This is a genomic window from Brevundimonas sp. UBA4553 (assembly GCF_002387245.1).
GTDB lineage: Bacteria > Pseudomonadota > Alphaproteobacteria > Caulobacterales > Caulobacteraceae > Brevundimonas.
The window spans coordinates 273,515-297,435 of the sequence record NZ_DGLD01000002.1; the positions used below are offsets into that span (position 1 = coordinate 273,515).

Sequence of the window (23,921 nt, forward strand, 5' to 3'; positions counted from 1 at the left end):
GGAGCGCGGACGGTTCTCCATACGACGTCTCAGGACAGCGCATGACGTGGTCTCAAGCCGCGCGAACGCGCGATAGACCACAAGAAAGACAAGACGCCGCAGGGGCCTAGAGACGGTGCGTTCGACCCGTCCGCCAGAGAGGTCCCGGTCAGGGGCGCGGGGGTTACGCGGACCGTTCCAGGACTGCACGCCGGTGCAGCCTGCTCGTCATGGGCGCCGGGGGTAGCCGCAAAGAACGGCGCCTGCCCCGAGCTCATGTCCAACTCTTCGCGCGGGGCGTCGGTCTTCGTCGAAACGGTAAAACCAAATCACTCCGGGCGAAGGCCCGGCGCCCCGCCCAGCCCTCCACCGCCCGCTGCGTCAGCGAGGCGGGCAAGCGTGTTCCGTCTCCCGCAGGGGGGAGAAGGCGCCGCACCCGCTTGCGCCCGCAGGCCCGCGCCCCCACAACCAAGGGCATGAACGCGCCCATGAAGACGACCGATTTCACCGACGCCCCGCTGTGGGACCTGTCCGACCTCTACGCCTCGCGCGAGGATGCGCGCATCGCCGCCGACCTGGATCGGGCCAAGACCCTGGTGGACCAGATGAACGCCTTTCAGGGCCAGCTGGTCCGCCAACGTGGCGACGCGGCGGCTCTGGGACAGTCGCTGGATCAGACCATCGCCCTCTATGAGCAGGCGGCGGACGTCATGGGCGGTCTGGGCGCCTACGCCTTCCTCGCCGCCTCGACCGCGCGCGACGATGCGGGCGCGCAAGGCTTCGAGGCCAATATCCGCGAGAAGATGACGGTCATCGCCACCCCTACCGTCTGGCTGACGCTGGAGATCAACCAGCTTGAAGAGGCCGAGATCGAAGCGGCCCTGACGGCTCATCCCGCCGCCGCGCGCTGGTCGCCCTGGTTGCGCCGGGTGCGGTCGATGAAGCCGCATGAGCTGTCCACGGAGCTTGAAACCTTCATCGCCGAACGCGGCCCCATTCAGGCCCAGTGGCCGCGCCTGTTCGACGAGACCCTGGCGGCGCTGCGGGCCGAGGCCGAGGGCGAGAGCCTGACCCTGTCGGAGGCTCTGAACCGCCTCAGCGACGCCGACGCCGCCAAGCGCGCCTCCGCCGCCGAGGGCCTGTCGAAGGCCTTCGCCGACAAGGCCCAGACCATGGCCATGGTCATGAACACCGTCGCCGCCGACAAGGCGCTGGAGGACAGGTGGCGCGGCTTCAAACGCCCCGCCGACAGCCGCCACCTCGGCAACGAGGTCGACGGCGAGAGCGTCGACGCCATGGCCGAGGCCGTGGCCGAAGCCTATCCGCGCATCTCGCACCGGTATTACGCGCTCAAGGCCAAGGCCATGGGCAAGACGGCGCTGGACCACTGGGACCGCAACGCCCCCATCGAGGCGACGCCGCCGCGCACCTATGACTGGGCGCAGGCCCGCGCGGTGGTGCTGGCCAGCTTCGCGGACCTCGGCGGCGACTTCGCCGATCGCGCCGCCTGGTTCTTCGACCGGCCGTGGATCGACGCCAGGGCCCGACCGAGCAAGCAGTCGGGCGCCTATGCCCACCCGGTGACGGCCGACCGTCACCCCTATGTCTTCCTGAACTGGATGGGCGAGCGGCGCGACCTGCTGACCCTGGCCCACGAACTGGGCCACGGGGTGCACCAGACCCTGGCGGCGGCGCAGGGCTCGCTGCTGGCGGACACCCCTCTGACCCTGGCCGAAACCGCGTCCATCTTCGCCGAGGGGCTGACCTTCGACCGTCTGCTGGCCGAGGCGACGCCTGCCGATCAGCGCGCCCTGCTGGCGGGCCGTATCGAGGACGGCCTGAACACCGTGGTGCGCCAGATCGCCTTCCACCGCTTCGAAACCCGCTTCCACGACGAGCGCGCGGCGGGCGAGGTTTCGGTCGAGCGCATTGGCGAGATCTGGATGGAGGAACTGGGCGCCAGCCTCGGCCCGGCGGTGACGCTGAACCCCGGCTACGAGAACTGGTGGGCCTACGTCAGCCACTTCGTCCACTCGCCCTTCTATGTCTACGCCTACGCCTTCGGCGACCTGCTGGTCGCGGCCCTGATGGAGACGCGGGCCAAGGACCCTGCGGCCTTCACGCCCCTTTATCGCGACCTGCTGTCGGGCGGCGGCGCCCACACCTATGTCGAGGCGCTGAAGCCGTTCGGCCTCAATCCCCGCGACCCGGCCTTCTGGACCATCGGGACCAAGCGTCTGGAACGTCTGGTCGATCAGTTCGAGGCGCTCGGCTAGGTCTGGCGCACCACCAGAACGTCGCAGGGGAGACGCTTCAGCAGGGTCGAGGCCTGGCTGCCCAGCGTCGCCTGCACCAGGCCGCTGCGTCCGTGCGAGCCTATGACGACCAGGTCTGGCGCGTCCCTGCGGACGCGTTGTTCCACGACCGTTTCGACATCGCCCTTGAGCACGAGGCTGTGGATGGCGTCGGGCCTTGCCGGCGCCGCCCGTTTGACGAAGGCGGCCATCTCGGCCTCCGCCTCCTCGCGCGCTGCCTCCGCCACATCGGCGGAGGGCATGCGCGCCTCGAAGGGCACGCTGTAGGCGTTGACGATCTCGAAGCGCGCATCCGGGAACAGCTGCAACGCCGTCTGGAACGCCTGCTGGGCGCCCTCGGAATAGTCGGTGGCCACCAGGATGGAGCGATACGGGCCGTCGGCGCGACGCTTCACCACCAGCACTGGCTGCTCGGCGTGCCGCACAAGGTGATCGACCGCAGTGCCCAGGAAGAAGTCGCTCAGACCGTTGTAGCGTCCGGCGCCGGTGACGATCAGATCCGCGCCCTGACCCGCGGCGAGGGCGGCCAGAACCTTGGGCGCTGCGCCGTGGTCAGAGATGACCGTCGCTTCGGACAGCGACGGCGGCAGCGCGTCGCGCACGGCGTGCAGGATCTCTTCGTCGCGCTCGCGATCGAAGCCGGGACCCTCGACGACATGGGCGACCGTGACCGAGGCCCCGATCTGCTCCGCCAGCAGGGCGGCGCGGTCCAGCGGACGATCGCTGCGCGCGGTCAGGTCGGTGGCGACGAGGACGGTCGAGGCTGGCATGGCGGCTCCTTGATCCGGCGGGACGATGGCAGGCCATCATGAACGCTGGTCGATGGGCGTCAACGCGTTGACAGGTCGCGTCAGGCTGCGAAGCTTGCGGCATGATGACCCTGTCCCGTTTCGCGACCATCGCGACCGCCCTGTCTCTGGCGAGCGCGGCTGCCGCCCAGACGCCGCCGACATCCTCCGCGTCGGCGACCCCGACCCATCGCGCGCTTGCGGCCGGCTACAAGGCCCTGACGGTCTGCAGCGCGGTCTTCACGGCGCGGGAAGCGGGCGCGGATCGGACACCGGCCAGTGTCGAAGCGAACGAACTCGTCGGCATCTATCCCGAACTTCAGCCTCTGATCGGCGCTATGTCGGTTGAAATGACAGCCGACGCCGTCTCTGTCGCCTGGGACGAGGCGGCGCCGCCGCGCATCGCCACCTACGCGGCGGGCCGGGGGTGCGTGATCGAGCCGATGGGGGCGACGCAGACGTCCCGGCGCCCGCCGCTGGCCCGCTCGACCTCGACGTCGGAGCTTCCCACGGCCGCGCCGCGCGGCGATGCGACGGCCTTGAACAGTGCGGTCGATCGCGCCTTCGCTGGCGGCTTCGGCGTCGGAACCAATACGACCGGCGTGGTCGTGCTGCAGGACGGCCGCATCGTCGCCGAACATTACGCTGCCGATTTCGGACCCCATGTGCCGCAGCGCACATGGTCGGTGGCCAAGAGTCTGGCGGGGACCCTGATCGGAGCGGCGGTCCATCGCGGCGAGGTCGACGTGACTGCGCCGGCGGCCATCGCCAACTGGCGCGCCCCGGGCGATCCGCGCGCCGCCATCACGCTGGAAGCCCTGATGCGAATGTCGTCAGGCCTGACCAGCGACACGGCGGGCAACCGCACCGACGGCCTGTATTTCGGCGGCACCACCGTGGACGAACAGGCGCCGGGCTGGCCGCTGCTGGCGCCGGTCGGTTCAACCTATCGCTACGCCAACAACGACACCCTGCTGGCGGTTATGGCTATATCGCCGACGTTCGAGGCGCACCCGCCGGCCGAGCTGTTCGACCGCCTGGGCATGACGCATACGTTCGCCGAGACGGACTGGCGCGGGAACTACATCCTGTCCAGCCAGGTCTGGACCACGGCGCGCGATCTGGCGCGGTTCGGCCAGCTCTATGTTCAAAACGGCGTGTGGGAGGGCGAACGCATCCTGCCAGAGGGCTGGGGGACCTTTGTCTCGACGACGTCGGGCCCGCAGCCGCCGACCGGCGCCTTCGGCTATGGCGCGACCTTCTGGGTGATGAACCGCTCGGACGGCGTGCCCGCCGACGCCTTCGCGGCCTTCGGCAATCGCGGGCAGTACGTGGTTATCGTGCCCAGTCGCAACCTCGTCATCGTGCGGCGCGGCGAGGACCCCGCGGGCAAGGGTTTCGACATCGCCGCCTTCGCACGCGATGTTCTGGCGGCGCTTGATTGAGCCCGGCCCTTGAGCGCCGCGCCCCGACCGCTATAAGAGCCGTCGAAATCTCGACTCTTTTTCGGAAGACCTGAATGGCCGACCAGCACGCTGACAACGCCGACCACGCCTATGTGCATGGCGCGATGGAAATCTCCGAACAGGTCTCGACCTGGCATCTGTTCATGTTCATGGCCAAGTGGGGTTCGCTGCTGACCGCCGCCCTTCTGGTGCTGCTGACCGTGTGGTTCGCCGTCGGCGCGGGCTTCATCGCCGGCGCCATCAGCGGCGTGGCCGTGTTTGTGATCGGCTTCGTCGCCCTGCGCTCCAAGCCCGCTCACTGAGATCGGACCGCCTCGCGGTCTAGGAATCCAGCCCGTCGAGCTTTGCGCTTGGCGGGCTTTTTCGTGCCGTTCGCCTCGCGTCGGGCGGTGGAAATTTGCGTCCGTGAGGGAGAAACTCTGGCGGGTCGCAACAAAATGTCAGGCTGAGGGGCGGTTTGCGCTTTGACGCCCCCTTTCGCTTCGTCCTAACGTTCAGGTCCTGGGGGATTTGGGAGGGATTCGCTTGGCTGTCGCCATCGCCGTGACCCGCGAGCGCCGTGAAGGCGAAACGCGTTGCGCTGTAACGCCGGAGACGGTGAAGAAGCTGATCGCCCTGGGCGCGACCGTCTCGGTCGAGGCCGGGACGGGGATCGGCTCGTCCATTCCCGACGCCGACTATGCCGAGGCTGGCGCCACGGTGAAGCCCGACACCCGCGCTGTGCTGGACGGCGCCGACATCGTGCTGAAGGTGCGCGGCCCGACAGCGCAGGAGACCAGCGCGCTGAAGTCCGGCGCTATCGTCGTCGCCATGCTGGACGCTTATCGCGAGAAGGCTGCGGTCGAGGCGCTGAAGGGCGCCAATGTCACCGCCTTCGCCATGGAGTTCGTACCGCGCATCACCCGCGCCCAGGTCATGGACGTGCTGTCGTCCCAGGCCAATCTGGCCGGCTATCGCGCGGTGATCGAGGCGGCCTACGCCTTCGGCAAGGGGTTCCCGATGATGATGACGGCGGCGGGCACGGTCGCCCCGGCCAAGGTCTTCGTCATGGGCGTGGGCGTGGCGGGGCTGCAGGCCATCGCCACGGCGCGGCGTCTGGGCGCGGTCGTCACGGCCACCGACGTGCGTCCGGCCACCAAGGAACAGGTCGAGAGCCTGGGCGCCAAGTTCCTGGCGGTCGAGGACGAGGAGTTCAAGAACGCCCAGACGGCGGGCGGCTACGCCAAGCCGATGTCGCCGGAATATCAGGCCAAGCAGGCCGTCCTGACCGGCGAACACATCAGGAAGCAGGACATCGTCATCACCACGGCTCTGATCCCGGGCCGCGCGGCGCCGGTTCTGGTCAGCGCCGAACAGGTGGCCTCGATGAAGCCCGGCTCGGTCCTGATCGATCTGGCGGTCGAGGCGGGCGGCAATGTCGCGGGCGCCAAGGCGGGCGAGGTCGTGACCACGGCGAACGGCGTATCCATCGTCGGCTACACCAACCTGCCCGGTCGGATCGCGGCGGACGCCAGCGCCCTCTATGCGCGCAACCTCGCGGCCTTCGTCGGATTGATGCTCAAGGACGGCGTCGTGACGCTGGACCTGGACGACGAAATCCTCAAGGCCGCCGTCGTCACCCACGGCGGGGCCGTGGTGCATGAAGGTGTGAAGGGATGATGAGCGATAACTTGCGCGGCTTTTTCGGGGCTGCGGCTTGGTTGTTAATCGTGATCGGCGTCATCATCGCGGTAGGGCACGGCCTTCGGATGTTTGGCTTTTTCAGCCCGCCAATCGTGTCTGTGAACCAAGGGGCGGTGTTTCAGGGGCTGTCCGTGATAGGGGCGATTTTCGCTCCCATCGTTCAGGGCGGGATGCTGTTGAGCTTGCTGAGTATCGACGAACGCATTCAGAACAGGGGACAATGATGGAACACGTCGATCCCACGATCTTCCGCCTGGCCATCTTCGTGCTGGCCATCTTCGTCGGCTACTATGTGGTGTGGAGCGTGACGCCTGCGCTGCACACGCCGCTGATGGCCGTGACCAACGCCATTTCCAGCGTCATCATCGTCGGCGGCCTGATCGCCGCCGCGGCGCTCAGCCCTGAGGCGGCTGGTCCGAACGCCTGGATCGCCAAGGGCGCGGGCGTGGTCGCCGTGACGCTGGCCAGCGTCAACATCTTCGGCGGCTTCATGGTCACGCGACGGATGCTGGCCATGTACAAGAAGAAGGAAAGGCCCAAGGCCTCGTGATCTTCTCGCCGACCCTGTTCGCCTTTTATGTCTCCTGGGCCGTCACCGGTCTGGGCGTGGGCCTGTGGATCTGGAGCTGGGTGCGAGTGAAGGACCCCATCGGCAAGCTGCGGTTCCAGGACTGCGGCGTGGTGCTGGTCTTCGCCGCCGTCCTGACGCGTATCGTCATTCAGAACCGAGAGATGACGATCTTCGACTGGGCCATGATATTCCTGGGGCCGCTGTTCATCGCCGCCGCACTGTGGCGGCTGACCCGCACCCAAAGTCTGACCAAACGCTAAGAGTAACCGTGATGAAATCCACCCTGATTTTCGCCGCTGTCCTGACCGCCGCCGTCGGCGCGTCGGGCGCCGCCTCGGCTCAAAAGACCGAAGAGGTCGGGCAGAACCCTTACGGCGGCCTGCACTGGTCCGTCGCCGCGCCGCAAGGCGCCAGCTGGACCCTGCAGTGCCAGTTCTCGCCCGTGACCATTCGCGGCATCCACATGAACCGCATCAACCACACGGGCACGGGCCGCATGGCCGGCCGCCTGCCCAGCGACAACGGCAGCTGCCGCGTGACCAAGACGGGCGGCGAGGGCGGCGTCGGCGTCGCCGTCGTCAAGAACGGGGTGGCGACCGCCGCAGGCACCAATGACCCGGCCGCGCCGGCCGTCGTCAACGTCTTCTGATCTGAAATGACCGACTGACATGACCCTTGGGGAGGGGATCTGATGAACGCATCCATAGCCGCGCTGGCCTATCTGGCCGCGGGGGTCCTGTTCATCCTCTCGCTCAGGGGCTTGTCCAGCCCCGAGACCAGCCGTCGAGGCAATACGCTTGGCATGATCGGCATGGGTCTGGCCGTCGGCGTGACCCTGCTGACGCTGGGAACCTCGGGCGCGCTCGACTTGCTGACCCTGGCCCTGATCGGCGGAGGCGTCGTGGTCGGTGGCGGCGCGGGCGCCCTGATCGCCAAGCGGGTGCCGATGACGGCCATGCCGCAGCTGGTCGCAGCCTTCCACTCACTGGTGGGTCTGGCCGCCTGTCTTGTGGCTGTCGGCGCCGTCTATGCCCCTGACGCCTTCGGCATCATGACGGCGGAGGGCGGCATCAAGACCCTGTCGATCGTCGAGCTGTCGCTGGGCGTGGCCATCGGTGCGATCACCTTCACCGGCTCGGTCATCGCCTTCGCAAAGCTGGACGGCCGGATGAGCGGCTCGCCCATCCTGCTGCCGGCGCGCCACCTGATCAACATCGGTCTGGCCCTGGCTCTGGTCTTCCTGATCGGGGTGCTGATCGGCACCGGCGGCACGGCCATCTGGGCCTTCTGGGGCGTGTTCGCCATCGCCCTGATCCTGGGCGCGACCCTGATCATTCCCATCGGCGGCGCCGACATGCCGGTCGTGGTGTCGATGCTGAACTCCTATTCCGGCTGGGCCGCGGCGGCCCTGGGCTTCACGCTGGAGAACATCGCCCTGATCATCACCGGCGCCCTGGTCGGGTCGTCGGGCGCCATCCTCAGCTACATCATGTGCAAGGGCATGAACCGCAGCTTCATCAGCGTCATCCTGGGCGGCTTTGGCGGTGGTGATGCCGCCGCAACCGGTGGCGGCGTGGTCGAGACGCGTCCCGTCAAGCAGGGCTCGGCCGAGGACGCCGCCTTCATCATGAAGAACGCTTCCAAGGTCATCATCGTCCCCGGCTACGGCATGGCGGTCGCTCAGGCCCAACACGCCCTGCGTGAAATGGCCGATAAGCTGAAGGAAGAGGGCGTCGAGGTAAAATACGCCATCCACCCCGTCGCGGGCCGGATGCCGGGCCACATGAACGTCCTGCTGGCCGAGGCCAATGTCCCCTATGACGAGGTGTTCGAGCTGGAGGACATCAACTCCGAATTCTCGTCCGCCGACGTGGCCTTCGTCATCGGTGCCAACGACGTCACCAACCCCGCCGCCAAGACCGACCCGCAATCGCCCATCTACGGCATGCCGGTTCTGGACGTGGAGAAGGCGGGCACTGTTCTTTTCATCAAGCGCGGCATGGCGGCGGGCTACGCTGGGGTCGAGAACGAGCTCTTCTTCCGCGACAACACCATGATGCTGTTCGCCGACGCCAAGAAGATGGTCGAGGGTATTGTGAAGGCGCTCTAGCAGTCGCGAGCGAACAGATCATCAGCCGTGGAGAGACCATGACCGTATTGCAGCGCCTGAAGTCAGTCGCCGTCCTCGGCCTCCTGGCGGGACTGGCCGCCTGCGGGCAGGGAGACAAGGCGGTCGGAAACGCTGATGCCGCCTCGGTTGAGCCGACGCCGGCGAGCGCGTCCGACGTCGCGCCGGCCTCCAGTGCGGACCGCGCGGTGTCCATCAGTCGGATGATGGGCGTTCAGGTCGCTTACCTGGAATCCAAGCTGGGTCCCGCTCGCACGATCCAGGACAAGGAAAGGACCTATGAGATCGGCGGCTGCACGGTGCGGGTCCAGGCCGAGGGCGGCGAAGTCGTTGGCTATGTCGTGCCTATGACCGAGGCCTGCTCGGCCCAGGCCCTTGCGGCGCTGAAGGACTATGATCTGCCGCAGAAGATCACCCTGACCATGGGTGAATTCGCCGCCGCGCGCGGCAACGCCGACTTCAAGGCCGACTGCTTGACGCTGTGCGGCAATGCGGCTGATCCGTGGGTCTACCTGGAAAGCGCCGGGCCGCGCGTCTCGCCGGGCATCCGTGCCTCGGCCGTGATGGTCAGCGACGCCACCATCGACGCCTCTTTCCGCATTCGGGACGCCATCAAGGCGGCCAAGGGCGAGGATTACGTGATCGACACCGGCTTCAACTGCTCCTCCGAATTCGACCAGATGGCGGTGCGCGAACTGAAGAACGTCCGCATCGACGAGATCGAGGTCGGCTACGTCCCTTACGGCGTGTGCTGAGGCGCGGTGCAGGCTGGCGCAACGGTGCCGCTCTGGCGACGGCGGCAGTCGTCCTGGCCGCCTGCTCGGCCATGATCCCGGTGACGATCAGCGGTTCGCTGGATCGTCCGATGGCAACCTTCGGCGTGGACCCCGCAAGCCCCGAGAAAGCCTGCCTCAGCGGCCTCGCCGTGCATGAAACGTCCAACGCCATGATGCGGCCCGTCTGGACCATCAGCGCCACGGGCCACGAGTGCCGCCAACTGACCCGGGTCGTTTTCGGCGAAGCGCCCGAGGGGTTTGTCACGGACGTCCCGGCGACGGCGCTGAAGTCTGGCGTGCGCTACGTCGTAGTCGGCTACGGCTGGACGGGGTGGCCCGCCGCTGTTCCCTGGCGCGGCGGCGGCGAGTTCATGTTCGAAAATGGTCAGTGGCGTCAGGCTCCGCCTTTCACGCCCAGCCGTTGAGTCTCGCTCCGAACAGCGCCATCAAGGCCCTGAGTTCACCAGCGAGGCGGCCATGGAGGAGGGGGAGATCGTGTTCAGCGCGGACGAGATCATCGCCAACTTGTCGCTGACGCCGCATCCCGAGGGCGGGCATTTCCGGCCGATGGCGCGCGATTCGGGGCTGGCGGCCTGTGGATCGGAGGCCGCGACCGAGTACCGGCTTCTGACAGGGGGCGCTACGGACGACTGGCGTCCGGTCGAGGCGACCGAGATCTGGGCCTTCTACATGGGTGCGCCCCTGACGCTGGAACTCGCCACGGATCAGGGGCTGAGGCCCCTGGTGCTGGGGCCGGACCAGAAGCAGGTCGCCGCGCCCGCGGGGGCCTGGCGGCGCATGCGCAGTCAGGGCGACTGGACCCTGGCCTCCTGTTCGACGGCGCCGGGTCTGGCCATCGAGGCCGTGGAGACGCCGCATGTCTGAACCGAAGACCCTGCCGACAGATGCTTGCGTCGAGGATTTCCTGGCCGCCGTCGAACCGGCGCGGCGCCGCGAGGAGGGGCGCGTCCTCTGCGCACTGATGCAGGAGGTGACGGGCGAGGCGGCCGTGATGTGGGGGCCGTCCATTGTCGGCTTCGGCCGCTACGCCAATGTCACCGCCAACGGCAAGAGCGCCGACTGGCCGCGCATGGGCTTCTCGCCACGCAAGGCAGCCCTGACCCTCTATCTCGCCACGACGGACGAGAACGAGGATCTGTTGGCCCGGCTGGGGCCGCACACGACCAGCGTCGCCTGCCTCTACATCAAGCGGTTGGATCAGGTGGACATGGACGTGTTGCGCGACCTGTGCGTCGCCAGCCGGGACGAGATGAACCGCCGCTATCCCTGAATCGCTTGTTCCGGGTGCGGAGCGGCGTATAGCGGATGCCCATGCGCACCTTCCTGATCGTCGCCGCCGCCGCCCTGTTATCCGCCTGCGCCACGGCGCCGCTGACGGCTGTTGAAACGCCGGTCGAGACGGTCGACCTGCTTCTGACCTCGGCCACGGTGGTGGATGTCGAGAAGGGGGCGGCGACCCCTGATCAACTGGTGGCCGTGCGCGGCGGCGACATCGTCGCCGTCCTGCCCGAGGGACAGGCCAGCCGCTACCGGGCGACGCGGACGATGGACCTGGGCGACCGCTACGTCATGCCCGGTCTGTGGGACATGCACGTCCACTTCGGCGGGGGCGAGGCCTTGATCGAGGAGAACGCCGAACTGATGCCGCTCTATGTCGTCAACGGCGTGGTGGCGGTGCGCGACGCGGCGGGCGATCTGGCGCAGCAGGTGTTGGACTGGCGCGACGCCCCGCCGACGCCTGACAGCCCGCGCATCTTCACCTCCGGTCCCAAGATCGAGGGCATCGCCCCGGTCTGGAAGGGCGTGATCGAGACCGGCAGCGAGGCCGATGTGGACGCCGCTCTGGACCGCCTGCAGGCCCTCCGCGTCGACTTCGTCAAGATCACCGACAACACTCTGAAGCCCGAACTCTTCCTCTACGCCGTACGCGAGGCGAAGAAGCGGGGCATGAAGACCTCGGCCCACATCCCGGCCAGCATCACTGTGCTGGAGGCCGCCGAGGCGGGCCTGTCGTCGATCGAACATCTCGACTACGCCATGAAGGCGGGTTCGCGCGATGAGGCCGCCATCGCCGCCGACTATCTGGCGGGCAAGTACACCTACGCCCAGACCATGCGGCGCTACGCCGACACCTTCGATGTCGAGACGGCGCGGCGGGTCTATGCCCGACTGCGAGAGCTGGGCACGGCGGTTTCGCCGACCCTCTATGGCTCGACCACCCTGGCCAATCTTGACCTGGACGATCACTCGCACGATGACGGCCTGGCCTATGTCGGGCCGGGGATCCGCGCCACCTATGCCTGGCGCGTCGAGCGCGCGGCCAAGGCTACGCCGCAGCAGGTGGCCGACCGCCACTTCGTCAAGGACGTGACCGCCCGCACCCTGCCCATGCTGCGCGATGCGGGGGTGACCATTCTGACCGGGACGGACGCGGGCTTCCTCAACTCGTTCAACTATCCGGGCTTCTCGCTGCATGACGAACTGGAGCTTTACGTCACGCTGGGTCTGACCCCGCGCGAGGCCCTGATGGGTTCGGTCGTGGACGGGCCGCGCTTCCTCAACCAAGGCGAACGTTATGGCGCGGTGGCGGCGGGCAAGTCTGCCGACCTGCTGGTGCTGGAGGCGGATCCGCTGAAGGACGTGTCGGCGACGCGTCGCATCGCTGACGTGGTGCTGCGTGGCCGTCTGATCGAGGCGAGCGAACTTGAGCGGATGCGCGGGGAGATCCGCGCCCGCGTCGTTGCCCGCAACGCCCGCTTTACGCCTTCGCCAGCGTCCTGACCCGGAAGGCCAGGAAGATCAACAGGCCGCCGAAAAGGATGGCCCAGGCGGCGATCAGCCACAGTAGGCCCATGGCTCCGGCGCCCGGCGCGAAGACCAGGATCAGGCCGAAGATGACCGACAGGGCGCCGGCCGCGATCAGCGTCCACTCATTGGCGATTTCCTTGCGCAGGCGGATGGCGCCGAAAATCTCGAGCGCCCCGCGCATGATCGACCAGAAGCCGATCAGGTAGATCAGAACCAGCGCGGTCAGTCCGGGCCAGACGAAGGCCAGCGCGCCGGCCAGAATGCTGATCACCCCGCCCAGCGCCAGCCACCAGCGCGGGGCGATCCCCCCTCCGCGAATGGCGGCGATCAGGGCCAGAACGCCGTCCGCCACGGCGTAGATTCCATAGACCAGGATCAGGCTGAGCAAGCTGATCTGCGGCCAGACGAAGGTCGCGACGCCGAAGGCGATAGCGATGAGCCCGCGTAGCAGCAACAGCCACCAGGACCGTTGAAGAGCCGATCTGACAATGCTCTCAAGCGAAGGCGCGGCGGAATGGGACGATGTCATCAGCAGTTCCCCCTCTGGCGAGACCGAAACGGTCACGCTGGGGCGAACGCAAGAACACCGAACGCGGTTCCATCAGGCCGCCATTCGCCAGTCGGACTGGGAAACGACGGCGGGGGCGTGGAACTCGTCCCACAGTGCGTCTTCGTCCGAGTAGCGGCTGCTGGCCGAGGCGGAGATGACATCCACGACCTGTTCCTCCTGACGGTCCCAGATCACGGCCAGATCGCCCTCGGCCTCGCACGGCACGATCATGTACCGGTCGGCGAAGGTCTTTTTGGCGGGCTTTTGAACCGTCGGGGTGCGGGCGAAGGCCATGTCGTGATCTCCTGAAGCGATTGCCTCTTGCTGATGTTGAGAGGATGCGACAGCATTGCGTCAGTTTCGGACGTATCTCTGTGGAGAAGTTTCTTGCGGCACGACAAGGCGGCGATGGTCATCGACCTAGCGCGCGGCATGGCGGCCAGCGCTGAGGGGCTGACGCTGAACGAGATGGCCGGACAACTCAGGGTCGGGCGGCGCACGGCCGAGCGGATGCGCGACGCCGTCCTGATGCTGTTTCCGCAGGTCGAGGAGATCAGCGATCCGCCCAGCAAGCGCTGGCGCATTCGCGGCGGCCTGTCGGCCTTCGAGCAGGCCCCGACCGCCACCGAGATTCTGGAGCTGACGAAGGCGGCTGCGGCCCTGCGTGCGGCGGGCGAACCGGCGCGGGCGACGGCGCTGGAGGGGCTGGAGCGCAAGGTCAAGGCGGCCATGCGCTCGACCACTCTGAATCGCATGGCCCCCGATCTGGAGGCCTTGGTCCGGGCCGAGACCATCGCCGTCCAGGCTGGACCGCGCCCCACCGCCGACGAGACGGTGCTGGCCGAGATCCGCGGGGCGGTCCTGGCCGAGCGGCCGCTGAGCTTCATCTACGCCCGCCCGGGCGCCGAGGCGCGCAGCCGCAGCGTGGCGCCGTGCGGTCTGATGTTCGGGCGCGCCAACTATCTGGTGGCGGCGGACCGTGAGAGCGGGCGCATCCAGACTTTCCGCCTGGATCGTATGTCCTCGGTCGAGGCGGGCGAGGGGACGGCGCGTCCACCCTCCGATTTCGATCTGGCCGCCTTCGCCAGCCAGTCTTTCGGCATCTATCAGGATGAGATCGAAGAGGTGGTGCTGCGCATTGCGCCTCAAGGCGCGGCCGAGGCGCGCGGCTGGCGCTGGCACCCGACCCAGACGATCGAGGATCAAACCGACGGATCGGTCCTGGTGCGGTTTCGCGCCTCGGGCATGCGCGAACTGGCCTGGCACCTGTTCACCTGGGGCGAGCAGGTGGCCATCGAGGCGCCGCAGAGGCTGAAGGCCGTGATGGCTGGCGAACTGGCGGCCGCGACGCGCGCCCTCGAACGAACCAAAGCATGAGGGAACGGTAAGCTGACGCCGGCATTGCGTCGCCTATGCTCAAGCGGAACTGTTCGGAGTCTGTCGCCTTGCGTCTAAAAGTCCTCGCCGTCTCAACCTTGCTGACCGCCGCTCTGCTGGGCGCCTGCGCCGCCGCTCCCCTGCCGCCAGGCACCTGGGACGCGCGGGCCGCGCCGAGCGTCGAGGTGGTCCGTGACGGCGACCGGTGGACCGTCGACTATGTTTTCCACCGCGCGGCCCCGGTCTGGGCCTTCATGGATTCGGCGTTGATGGCGGATGGCCGTCAGCCTTGGCGACCGCAACAGTGGACGCTCGAGACGCCGGGCGTCGTTATGGAGCGGCGAGGCCACTACGACGTGATCCGCAGCACGGACGGCGGGCCTGTGCCGAGCCGCGTTCGCTTCTCGATCCGGCCCAAGGGGGTGGAACTGGAGGCGGAATACGGCGCGCTGACCTTCTCCGACGGCGCGGTGGCCCTGCCGACGCGGCAGTTCGATGTCTTCGCTCTGCCGTCGGTCGAGGCGGCAGAGGCGATGCCCGCCGACCTGAACGGCGTTGATCTGGAGGGCGGGCCTTCCGCCGTGACCTGGCGGGACACGGCCGGGCCTGTGCTGTTCAACGGTGAACGTCGCGCCTCTCTGACCACCACGACCGAACGGTCCTATGTTCTGCTGGGCCAGGCGCGGGTGACGCCCAGCGAAGGCCTGACGACCGTTATCGACCCCAATCTGCCGCCATGGATCGGGGAGGAGATTCGCAATTTCGCCCCGCGCATCGACGACTACTACCTTCGCCGTCTTGGGCCCCCGGGCGCCGGCAGCGAGGCCTCGACGGTCATGGTCAGTTGGAACGGGCCGACCGCACGGCTTTCAAGCATGGGCGGTAGCGTCCTGCCCGGCCTGATTGTCATGAAGTTCGAGGGCGTCGGCGTTCTGAATCCCAGCCAGGAAGTGCTGGAACGCTCGCGATGGTTCATCGGCCACGAAAGCGCGCATTTCTGGTTGGGACAGGCGGTGCGTTATCAGTTCGCGCGCGACGCCTGGATCACCGAGGGCGGGGCGGACCTGATGGCGGTGCGCGGGTTCAAGGCATTGGATTCGGCCTATGATGCGCGCGCCGAGCTTCAGACCGAGGTGGACAACTGCATTGATCTGGCCCGCGGCAGGCCCGTGGCCGAGGCGGGCGAGCGGGGCGAGCACCGCGCCTACTACGCCTGCGGGGCCGTCTTCGCCATGGTCGCCGAGGGCGCGCAGAAGCGGCACGACGGCGGCGACTGGTTCGACTTCCTGCGGCCGGTTCTGATCGCCAACCGCGAAGACGGCGTCCTGACCCGCGCCGAATGGCTGGACGCCCTGACCCGCGTCTCCGGCGAACCTTCGCTGGCGGCGACCATCGCGCGGATGCTGGATCAGGGCGTTGCCGATCCCTCATCCGAAATAGCGAGCCTGTTTCGCGAGACCGGAGTCCCGCACCGGGTAGAGAACGGCCGGGTGGTGTTGTTGTGATCGCCGTTATTTGATCGGCATCAAGGACCGGCGTCCGGTTCGGACGTTCTATCCTTCTGGAATAAGAGGAGGCCGCCATGACCTGGTCCAGTCTGATCGTCTATGTCGATGACGAGCCTGACAACATCCAGCGGATCGAACAGGCCGCAACCTTGGCCAAGGCGCACGGCGCCCACCTGATCGGCGTGTCGGCCTGCGCGCCTGAGACGCCGCTGGCCGACGCCTACGGCGCGGGCATTCTGATGGGTGAAGTGCTGACGGCGCAGCACGAGAGGGCCGAAAGCGCGCTGAAGGGGGCCGAGGGCAGGTTCCGTGAGGCGGCGACCAGGGCGGGCCTGTCGTGCGAGTGGCGGGCCGACGTGGGCGACCCGACGGGGCTGCTGGTCAAGCGTGCCCGCGCGGCCGACATCCTGATCGTCGGGCGCGACGCGGCCAACGCCAGCGGCTGGCGCGCCCCGCACCCGGCCGATCTGACCATGAGGGCCGGTCGGCCGGTGCTGATCGTGCCGCCCAATCCGGCGCCCTCGGTCTCCGGTGCGCCGGTGTTGCTGGCCTGGACCGACAGCCGCGAGAGCCGACTGGCGGCGGCGGCCGCCATCCCCCTGCTGCGCGAGGCCGAAGGCGTGCGCGTGCTGGAACTTTGCGACCCTGAAGACATGGACGGCGCGCGACTACGCACCGCCGATGTGGTGAACTGGTTGAAGCGTCACGGCGTCAAGGCTGAGGCGGACGCCCGGGCTCATGACGACCGCGCGGCCGGACGCCGCCTGCTGGACTGCGCCGTCGAGCTGAAGGTCGGCGTCATCGTCAGCGGCGCGTGGGGCCATGCGCGGATGCGGCAATGGATCTTCGGCGGGGTGACGCAGACCCTGATCACCGAAAGCCCGGTGGCCCTGCTGCTGGCGCACTGAGTCGTCAGGCGAATGGATAGGGGCTGACCGACTTCGACCAGTCGTCCACCGTCAGCGCGCGCCCGACCGGCGGGGCGGCGCGTTCGGCGCAGGGGTGGCGTTCACACAGGCGACAGGCCGGGCCGATGGGCGTGACCTCGGGCTTTTGCAGGTCCAGACCGCGCGCGTAGATCAGGCGGTGGGCGTGTTTCAGCTCGCAGCCCAGGCCGATGGCCAGGTCCTGGCCCTCGGTGAAGGCGTCCTGACCCTGGCGGTCGACGGTGCGGGCCAGGGTGAACCAGCGCGATCCGTCCGGCGTCTCGATGATCTGGGTGACGATCCGGCCCGGGGTGCGGAAGGCCGAGTGCAGCCGCCAGCGCGGACAGGCCCCGCCGAAGCGAGAGAACGGAAAGGCGCCCGAGGCGTAGCGCTTGGACACATTGCCCGCCTGATCGACCCGCATCAGGAAGAAGGGCACGCCGCGCGCCGTGGGCCGCGACAGCGTCGTCAGCCGGTGCGCTGCCTGCTCGAAGCCGACGCCGAAGCGGGCCTGCAGCCGGGCCAGATCATAGCCGGTCTCTTCCGCCGTGCGCTGGAAGGCGGCGTAGGGCATGAGGATGGCGGCGGCCAGGCTATTGGTCAGCGAGGCCTTCAGCAGGTTGCGCGTCGGGGCGTCGGGCGGATTGGCCGCCTCGGTCAAGGCCTGAAGCTCGGCCCCATGCTCCATCAGCGCCAGTTGACAGGCGACGGCGAAGGCGCGCGACGACGGACCGAGCGTGTCGGACAGTAGCAGCCGCCCCCGATGCGGGTCGAAACGGCGGGTCCATTCGACCATAACCTCGGCGGGTAGGGTGCGGACCGTCAGGCCGTGGCGGGCGAACAACCGCGCCCGGGCCAGGGCCTCGAAGTTTTCGTCCGGCGACGAGGCTTCGGCTTTCAGGGCTTCATGCAGAGCTTCGCCGAGCGCATCCAGCTCGGGAACATGGTTGTGGCGACTCTGGATGTATTCGCGCACCCATTCCGACGGGCTGTCGGTCGGAGCAGCGCCGCCCCCGGCCTCGGTCTCGGCGCGGTCACGCACGCGGCGGTCGGAGAAGGCGCGATAAAGTCGCAGGATGGCGTCGGCGGCGGCGGGCTGATCCTCGGCCAGTTGCACGATCTCGTGGCGCGGCACGGCCAGGCCTTGGAACAGGGGGTCGGCGAAGGCCTCGGCCAGTTCGGCTTCGGACGCCGGACCGCCCGACTGGCCCAAGTTCCTCAGGTCCACGTCATAGGTCTCGGCCAGACGCAGCAGCAGCTGGGCCGAGACGGGGCGCTGATTGCGCTCGATGTGGTTCAGATAGGAGGGCGAGACGCCCAGGTCGCTCGCCATCGCCGTTTGCGACAGGCCGAGATCGCGCCGCAGCCGTTTCAGGCGCCCGCCGAGGAAGAGTTTGCGATCAGCGGCGGCGTTCATGGCGCGATGATGTCACGATATGACTCAATTACAAGTGTCATGATGTGACTGTTTGACTTGAATGTCGAAGGTCTTTCGGTGTCATTCGTGACGGTGGCGTGTTCTGGTCTCGGCAGCGGCGGCCCATTCTTCGTTCTTGAGGCCGCGCCCATCAAAAGCCGAGACGAACATGACGACCTTCGCCGATCTGGTTCCTTCGCCCGCCGGCCGTTTTGACGGTATCGAACGCCCCTATACGCCTGAGGACGTCCTGCGCCTGCGCGGCTCGGTGCCGATCACCCATACGCTGGCCGAGCGCGGCGCCAACCGCCTGTGGGAACTCCTGCACACCGAGCCCTTCATCAACGCCTTGGGCGCCGTCACCGGCAATCAGGCGATGCAGATGGTCCGCGCCGGGCTGAAGGCCATCTATCTGTCGGGCTGGCAGGTCGCCGCCGACGCTAACACGGCCGGGGCCATGTATCCTGACCAGTCGCTGTATCCCGCCAACGCCGCGCCCGAGCTGTGCCGTCGCATCAATCGCACCCTGCAACGCGCCGACCAGATCGAGCACGCGGAAGGCGGCGCCAAGCGCGACTGGTTCGCCCCTATCGTCGCCGACGCCGAGGCTGGATTCGGCGGGCCGCTGAACAGCTTCGAGATCATGAAGGCCTTCATCGAGGCGGGCGCCGCGGGCGTCCACTTCGAGGACCAACTGGCCAGCGAGAAAAAGTGCGGCCATCTGGGCGGCAAGGTGCTGATCCCGACTCAGGCGCATGAGCGTAATCTGGTCGCCGCCCGTCTAGCCGCTGACGTCATGGGCACGCCGACCATCACGGTCGCCCGCACCGACGCCGAGAGCGCGCAACTGATCACCTCGGACATCGACGAGCGCGACCAGCCCTTTATCGACCGCGACAACCGCACGCCCGAGGGCTTCTTCCGCCTGAAGGAAGGCACCGGCCTGGATCACTGCATCGCGCGCGGCCTGTCCTACGCCAACATCGCCGACCTGCTGTGGTGGGAAACCTCGCACCCCGATCTGGACGACGCCAAGAAGTTCGCCGAGGCGATCCAGAAGGCGCATCCGGGCAAGCTGATGGCCTACAATTGCTCGCCCTCCTTCAACTGGAAGGCCAAGCTGGACGACGCCACCATCGCCAAGTTCCAGCGCGAGCTGGGGGCCATGGGCTACAAGTTCCAGTTCGTGACCCTGGCCGGCTTCCACAGCCTGAACAACGGCATGTTTGAGCTGGCCGACGGCTATCGCGATCGCGGCATGGCGGCCTATTCCGAGCTGCAACAGCGCGAGTTCGCCAACGAGGCCATCGGCTACACCGCCACGCGTCACCAGCGCGAGGTCGGCACCGGCTACTTCGACCAGGTCGCGACCGTCATTTCCAACGGGCAGTCGTCCACGACCGCCATGAAGGAATCCACCGAGACCGCCCAGTTCCACGCCGCTTAGGAAAGGATAGAGCTATGGAACCTCTGAACCGACCCCACGCGATCATCGAATTCTGCCTGGCGCCGCTTGGGCTCGACCCGGACGCCGAGGCGACGAAGGAGGTTCGCAAGCGGCTGGAACACGTCATCAAGACGTTTCAGGCCAAGGCGACGAAGCCGGTCAGCATCGACTTCTCAACCATGCCATCACAGGTCATCAACGAAGCCGCGCACGGCTACGAGTAGAAGACGAAACCCTCAGGCCGCCTGAAAAGCGGCCTGAGGCGCGTCCGATGTCAGCTCCGCCACCATGGCCAGCAGGGCGTCGACGCTGAAAGGCTTCGCCAGATGGCGATCGGCGCCGGCGTCAAGGCCAGCCGCTATGTGTTCGGGCAGGGCGTTGGCGGTCAGCATGACGACCGGCGTACGCGGCATGCCCATGGCCACCTCATGCAGGCGGATCTCGCGGGTCGCCGTCAGCCCGTCCATGACCGGCATCTGCATATCCATCAGCACCAGATCGAAGACGCTGGCGCGGCAGGCCTCGACGGCCTGAACACCGTCCTCGACCGAGACCAGTTCAACGGCTTCCTGATCCAGGATCAGCTCGACCACGCGGCGATTGGTCGGATGGTCGTCGGCCACCAGAATACGCAGGCGGCGAGCCTTCTCGACCAGGCGTGCGTGGTCCGGCGCCACGAGGGTCGGTGTCGACGCCGCGGGCGCTGCGGCCGGGCGCAGGGGCAGGGTCAGGATAAAGGCGGCGCCGCCTCCCGGTTCGCTTTCACAGCCAAGGTCCCCGCCCATCATGGCCGCCAGCTCGCGACTGATCGCCAAGCCCAGACCGGAGCCGCCGAAGCGACGTGTGATGTCGCCATCGGCCTGTTCGAAGCGGCTGAACAACCGGTCGCGGGTCTCGGCGTCAAAACCTATGCCTGTATCCTGAATCACGAACCGCAGCCCCTGAGGTCCGGCGTCCACCGTCAGGCTGACGAAGCCCGAAGCGGTGAACTTGACGGCGTTGGAGACCAGATTGGTCAGAACCTGCTTCAGGCGGATGGCGTCGCCCTGCACCCATATGCGGGCTTCGGGCGCGACCTCGACCAGGAATTGCAGCCCCTTGTCGCGTGCGGCGGCGGCGTAGAGTTGCGCCGCTTCCTCGGTCGCGCGCGCCAGATCGAAGGCTTCATCGCTCAACTCCAGGCGACCGGATTCGACGCGGGCCAGATCAAGGATGTCGCTCAACAGGGTCTGCAGCGTGCGGCTGGATGAGTGGATCAGGTCCAGCATCTCTCGCTGTTGTTCATCAAGGTCGGTGCGCGCCAGCGCCTGAGCCACGCCGATGACCCCGTTCAGGGGGGTGCGAATCTCGTGGCTCATATTGGCGAGGAACTGGCTCTTTGCGCGATTGGCGGTGTCGGCGGCGTCGCGGGCTTCGGCCAGGGCCTGGGCGTCGCGTTTCAGATCGGTGATGTCGGAGCAGACCGTGACCGTGCCCTTTTCGGAGGTGCGGCGGTCCTGCACCCGGAGCCAGCGGTCGCCGACATTCTGTTCCATCGCGCCCAAGGGACGGCGTCTGTTGGCCAGGCGCTCGGCCATCCAGGCTTGCTCGCGCCCTTCGGCGCAGGGATAGATGCCAGCCCTGAGCCCTGTCTCAAGGATTTCGCGGAAGGTGACGCCGACCTTCAGGGCCGAGGCGATCTCCGGATTGACCTCGGCGTAGCGCTGGTTCCAGATCGCCAGCCGATCGTCGGCGTCATAGAAGCCCAGGCCGTCGGGCATGGCCTCGATGGCCTCGCGAAGTTGGCCCAGAGCGCTGTGGCGCGACCACCAGACCATGCCGGTCAGGAAGGCGGCGATGATGGCCAAAAGGCCGACGCTGGCTCCTATCCACAGCGTCAGGGTCGCCTCGGCAGCCGCAGCGGCGGGCAGCAGCACGCCGGGCGTCGGCGTTATGATCACGGCGCTCATGGCGACAAAGTGGAGCCAGCAGACGCCCAGAGCGCCAAGAAACGTGGCGAGAAACACGCGCCTTGCGCCTACACGCCATGGCAGCAGGGCGATGGCGCTGACGAGCAGCATCCCGCCGGCCAACGCGATCACGACCAGAAGCGGGTTCCACGACAGCATTGCGCCCGACAGGCGCAGGCCCGCCATGCCCAGGAAATGCATGGAGGCGACGCCAAGGCCGCAGGTCAGAGCGGCGACCACGCGACTGACCCGGCCGGCCTCGGCCAGGGCCAGATGCATGGCGGCGTAGAAGGCGATCACCACCACGCCGAGCGAGAGAGCGGTCTCCTCGATATCGTAGCGCACCGGCACCCCGACATCATAGGCCTTCATGGCGATGAAATGGGTGCTCCACACGCCCAGACCGGCGACCAGAGGCGCGGCGATCAGATAGACGCGTCGAGAGCGCCGAGCGACGTTGCGGGCGCGATCAAACAGGGACAGTGCGATCAGCAGGCTGAAGACCGAGACGAGCAGTGCGAATGGCAGAATGCGCCAGTCGTGCTGCTGAACCAGGCAGTTCAGGATCGTATTCACTTCAAAAGCCCCTCCAGCCCCTCGAAAAGACTGCCGCAAATCGGTGAACAAAATACGTTATGCGCGAGAATCCTCGCCCATCCGGTCGCTCTTCGAACAGGCTTCAGCATAGGGTGCGGTCGCTGAACAATGAGATAACGTCGATTTTCATGCCGTACGAGCATTCGCCTTCGCCGGTCGCACCCACCGCTTCGTCCAGACTTTGGACGGCAGGCGCCAGCGGCGGCGTGGCGATTCTGGTGATGGCGGTGCTCGCGGTGATGAAGCCGGAGCTCGCGGGCTGGCTGGCCGCCGGCGCCTTGGCGGTCGCGGCGGCGACCTGGCTGGTCAACCGCCGCCCGCCCGCCCTGGTCAGCATCAGCGATCTGGACGGCAGCGGCCCCGCCGATGTGGCGCCCGATGGCGCTCTGTTGGGCGATGTCTTTGAAGCCCTGGCCGATCCGATCCTGATCATCAGCGGAGGGGAGGCCGACGACATCGCCGGGCGGCGCATCGCCCTGGCCAACGCGGCTGCACGTGAGCTGTTTCGACTCCAGGGGACCGGGGCCGGGCTTCTGGTGTCGGTGATCCGCGATCCCAAGGTGCTGGAGGCGGTCGACGAGGCCCTGTTCGGCGAGTTCAGCAGCACGGTGGACTACGTCGGCGGCGGCGCTCAGGAACGGCACTGGCGGGCTTTCATTCGTCCTCTGCCTGAGCGGGACGCTCATCTGTGGGGCGCGGGGGCGATGGCGCTTCTGGCGCTGCGCGACGAGACCGACGCCCGCCGCATGGAGATGATGCGGGTCGACTTCCTGGCCAACGCCAGCCACGAGTTGCGCACGCCGCTGGCCTCATTGTCAGGCTTCATCGAGACGCTGAAGGGGCACGCCAAGGACGATCCAAAGGCGCGGGACAAGTTTCTCGACATCATGGCCATTCAGGCTGACCGGATGGGGCGCCTGGTCGCTGACCTGCTGTCTCTGAGCCGCATCGAATTGAACGAGCACATCGCGCCGCTGGGCCGCGTCGACCTGGCCCGAGCCGCTTCAGACGTGGTGGACGCCGTCAGCGTCATCTCACGCGAGCGCGGCGTGACGATCAAAGCCGACCTGGGGCAGGGCGGGGCGACCGTGACGGGCGACCGGGATGAAATTGTTCAAGTCATCCAGAACCTGATCGACAACGCCCTGAAGTATTCCAGCAACAGCGGCGTGGTGGAGTTGTCCATCGACCGCGATCGCACGCTGGACGAGGCCATGGCGGCGCGTATGCCCGAAGGCACGCGCCTTTCGCTGGTTACGCCGGATCGGGAGGCCGGTCAGAGGTATGCGGTGGTCACAGTGCGCGATCACGGCCCCGGCATGGCGCGTGAGCATCTGCCGCGGCTAACCGAGCGATTCTATCGCGTGGAAGGCCAGAAAAGCGGCGAGCGCCAGGGCACCGGTCTGGGGCTGGCGATCGTGCGGCACATCATCATTCGCCACCGAGGCGGACTGGCGGTCGACAGCGCCCTGGGGCAGGGCGCGATCTTCGCGGCCTGCTTCCCGTTGGCGCTTACGCGTGATGCCGAAACTGTGGGCGGATCTACGCCGTAACAGAACTGTCACGCCGCCGTCTTAATCCGCTCGCCAATCGCAGGCAGGTTCCCGGCCGAAAC

Annotated in this window: 25 protein-coding genes; 20 read left to right on the forward strand and 5 right to left on the reverse strand. The window is 67.5% G+C overall.

Features of this window, described 5'->3' with window-relative positions:
• The first annotated feature begins 455 nt into the window (after positions 1–455).
• Positions 456–2,255, forward strand: coding sequence for a M3 family oligoendopeptidase (locus B4A39_RS02715; protein ID WP_292032995.1), 1,800 nt, complete (start codon positions 456–458; stop codon positions 2,253–2,255).
• Here B4A39_RS02715 and B4A39_RS02720 read toward each other — a convergent pair.
• On the reverse strand, positions 2,252–3,064 hold the full coding sequence (locus B4A39_RS02720) for a universal stress protein (RefSeq protein WP_292032998.1): 813 nt from the start codon (positions 3,062–3,064) through the stop codon (positions 2,252–2,254). The two genes, B4A39_RS02715 and B4A39_RS02720, sit on opposite strands and share 4 nt — an antisense overlap.
• Before the next feature lie 101 nt (positions 3,065–3,165).
• On the opposite strand from B4A39_RS02720, the gene B4A39_RS02725 reads away from it, so the two are divergent.
• The 13 genes from B4A39_RS02725 (at position 3,166) to B4A39_RS02785 (ending at position 12,508) form a co-directional block, all read left to right on the forward strand.
• The gene (locus B4A39_RS02725) at positions 3,166–4,527 is read left to right on the forward strand and encodes a serine hydrolase domain-containing protein (RefSeq protein WP_292033000.1); all 1,362 of its coding nucleotides are present in this window, start codon (positions 3,166–3,168) and stop codon (positions 4,525–4,527) included.
• 74 nt (positions 4,528–4,601) lie between these two features.
• On the forward strand, positions 4,602–4,850 hold the full coding sequence (locus B4A39_RS02730) for an aa3-type cytochrome c oxidase subunit IV (RefSeq protein WP_292033001.1): 249 nt from the start codon (positions 4,602–4,604) through the stop codon (positions 4,848–4,850).
• Positions 4,851–5,073: 223 nt separating this feature from the next.
• On the forward strand, positions 5,074–6,207 hold the full coding sequence (locus B4A39_RS02735; protein ID WP_292033003.1) for a Re/Si-specific NAD(P)(+) transhydrogenase subunit alpha: 1,134 nt from the start codon (positions 5,074–5,076) through the stop codon (positions 6,205–6,207).
• Positions 6,204–6,455 carry a hypothetical protein gene (locus tag B4A39_RS02740; RefSeq protein WP_292033007.1) on the forward strand — a complete coding sequence of 84 codons (252 nt, stop codon included), beginning with the start codon at positions 6,204–6,206 and terminating at the stop codon, positions 6,453–6,455. The genes B4A39_RS02735 and B4A39_RS02740 overlap by 4 nt, the downstream gene beginning before the upstream one ends.
• On the forward strand, positions 6,455–6,781 hold the full coding sequence (locus B4A39_RS02745) for an NAD(P) transhydrogenase subunit alpha (RefSeq protein WP_292033008.1): 327 nt from the start codon (positions 6,455–6,457) through the stop codon (positions 6,779–6,781). The genes B4A39_RS02740 and B4A39_RS02745 overlap by 1 nt, the downstream gene beginning before the upstream one ends.
• Complete coding sequence (locus B4A39_RS02750) at positions 6,778–7,062, forward strand: hypothetical protein (RefSeq protein ID WP_292033010.1); 285 nt, start codon at positions 6,778–6,780, stop codon at positions 7,060–7,062. The genes B4A39_RS02745 and B4A39_RS02750 overlap by 4 nt, the downstream gene beginning before the upstream one ends.
• An 11-nt stretch (positions 7,063–7,073) precedes the next feature.
• Positions 7,074–7,451 carry a hypothetical protein gene (locus tag B4A39_RS02755; protein WP_292033013.1) on the forward strand — a complete coding sequence of 126 codons (378 nt, stop codon included), beginning with the start codon at positions 7,074–7,076 and terminating at the stop codon, positions 7,449–7,451.
• Between the two features lie 42 nt (positions 7,452–7,493).
• Complete coding sequence (locus tag B4A39_RS02760; protein WP_292033015.1) at positions 7,494–8,912, forward strand: NAD(P)(+) transhydrogenase (Re/Si-specific) subunit beta; 1,419 nt, start codon at positions 7,494–7,496, stop codon at positions 8,910–8,912.
• Positions 8,913–8,950: 38 nt separating this feature from the next.
• A complete protein-coding gene (locus B4A39_RS02765) occupies positions 8,951–9,685 on the forward strand; it encodes a hypothetical protein (protein WP_292033017.1) in 735 nt (244 codons plus the stop codon).
• Complete coding sequence (locus tag B4A39_RS02770; RefSeq protein WP_292033020.1) at positions 9,679–10,131, forward strand: hypothetical protein; 453 nt, start codon at positions 9,679–9,681, stop codon at positions 10,129–10,131. The genes B4A39_RS02765 and B4A39_RS02770 overlap by 7 nt, the downstream gene beginning before the upstream one ends.
• Positions 10,132–10,183: 52 nt before the next feature.
• Positions 10,184–10,591 (forward strand): cupin domain-containing protein, encoded by a 408-nt coding sequence (locus B4A39_RS02775; protein WP_292033023.1) that lies wholly within the window; start codon positions 10,184–10,186, stop codon positions 10,589–10,591.
• Positions 10,584–10,997 carry a DUF1801 domain-containing protein gene (locus B4A39_RS02780; protein WP_292033026.1) on the forward strand — a complete coding sequence of 138 codons (414 nt, stop codon included), beginning with the start codon at positions 10,584–10,586 and terminating at the stop codon, positions 10,995–10,997. Before B4A39_RS02775 ends, B4A39_RS02780 begins: the two co-directional genes overlap by 8 nt.
• Before the next feature lie 41 nt (positions 10,998–11,038).
• Complete coding sequence (locus B4A39_RS02785) at positions 11,039–12,508, forward strand: amidohydrolase family protein (protein WP_292033027.1); 1,470 nt, start codon at positions 11,039–11,041, stop codon at positions 12,506–12,508.
• Here B4A39_RS02785 and B4A39_RS02790 read toward each other — a convergent pair.
• Positions 12,486–13,064 carry an HdeD family acid-resistance protein gene (locus tag B4A39_RS02790; protein ID WP_292033029.1) on the reverse strand — a complete coding sequence of 193 codons (579 nt, stop codon included), beginning with the start codon at positions 13,062–13,064 and terminating at the stop codon, positions 12,486–12,488. The genes B4A39_RS02785 and B4A39_RS02790 overlap by 23 nt on opposite strands.
• Before the next feature lie 72 nt (positions 13,065–13,136).
• Positions 13,137–13,379 carry a hypothetical protein gene (locus B4A39_RS02795; RefSeq protein ID WP_292033033.1) on the reverse strand — a complete coding sequence of 81 codons (243 nt, stop codon included), beginning with the start codon at positions 13,377–13,379 and terminating at the stop codon, positions 13,137–13,139.
• A gap of 93 nt (positions 13,380–13,472) precedes the next feature.
• On the opposite strand from B4A39_RS02795, the gene B4A39_RS02800 reads away from it, so the two are divergent.
• The 3 genes from B4A39_RS02800 to B4A39_RS02810 all read left to right on the forward strand — a co-directional run bounded on the left by B4A39_RS02800 (position 13,473) and on the right by B4A39_RS02810 (position 16,878).
• Positions 13,473–14,462, forward strand: a complete 990-nt coding sequence (locus B4A39_RS02800; RefSeq protein WP_292033035.1) for a helix-turn-helix transcriptional regulator — start codon at positions 13,473–13,475, stop codon at positions 14,460–14,462.
• Positions 14,463–14,530: 68 nt separating this feature from the next.
• On the forward strand, positions 14,531–15,967 hold the full coding sequence (locus B4A39_RS02805) for a hypothetical protein (protein WP_292033037.1): 1,437 nt from the start codon (positions 14,531–14,533) through the stop codon (positions 15,965–15,967).
• A gap of 77 nt (positions 15,968–16,044) precedes the next feature.
• The gene (locus B4A39_RS02810; RefSeq protein WP_292033039.1) at positions 16,045–16,878 is read left to right on the forward strand and encodes a universal stress protein; all 834 of its coding nucleotides are present in this window, start codon (positions 16,045–16,047) and stop codon (positions 16,876–16,878) included.
• 4 nt (positions 16,879–16,882) lie between these two features.
• Here B4A39_RS02810 and B4A39_RS02815 read toward each other — a convergent pair whose 3' ends face one another.
• Complete coding sequence (locus B4A39_RS02815) at positions 16,883–18,313, reverse strand: helix-turn-helix domain-containing protein (protein WP_292033040.1); 1,431 nt, start codon at positions 18,311–18,313, stop codon at positions 16,883–16,885.
• A gap of 169 nt (positions 18,314–18,482) precedes the next feature.
• Here B4A39_RS02815 and aceA point away from each other — a divergent pair, with 169 nt between their 5' ends.
• Entirely contained in the window at positions 18,483–19,760 is a 1,278-nt protein-coding gene (gene aceA / locus B4A39_RS02820) for an isocitrate lyase (protein ID WP_292033042.1), read from the forward strand.
• 14 nt (positions 19,761–19,774) lie between these two features.
• On the forward strand, positions 19,775–19,984 hold the full coding sequence (locus B4A39_RS02825; protein ID WP_292033044.1) for a hypothetical protein: 210 nt from the start codon (positions 19,775–19,777) through the stop codon (positions 19,982–19,984).
• A gap of 12 nt (positions 19,985–19,996) precedes the next feature.
• Here the strand turns inward: B4A39_RS02825 and B4A39_RS02830 are convergent, their stop codons facing one another.
• Positions 19,997–22,285 (reverse strand): ATP-binding protein, encoded by a 2,289-nt coding sequence (locus B4A39_RS02830; RefSeq protein ID WP_292033046.1) that lies wholly within the window; start codon positions 22,283–22,285, stop codon positions 19,997–19,999.
• A gap of 149 nt (positions 22,286–22,434) precedes the next feature.
• On the opposite strand from B4A39_RS02830, the gene B4A39_RS02835 reads away from it, so the two are divergent.
• On the forward strand, positions 22,435–23,859 hold the full coding sequence (locus B4A39_RS02835; protein WP_409449548.1) for a sensor histidine kinase: 1,425 nt from the start codon (positions 22,435–22,437) through the stop codon (positions 23,857–23,859).
• Positions 23,860–23,921 lie beyond the last annotated feature (62 nt).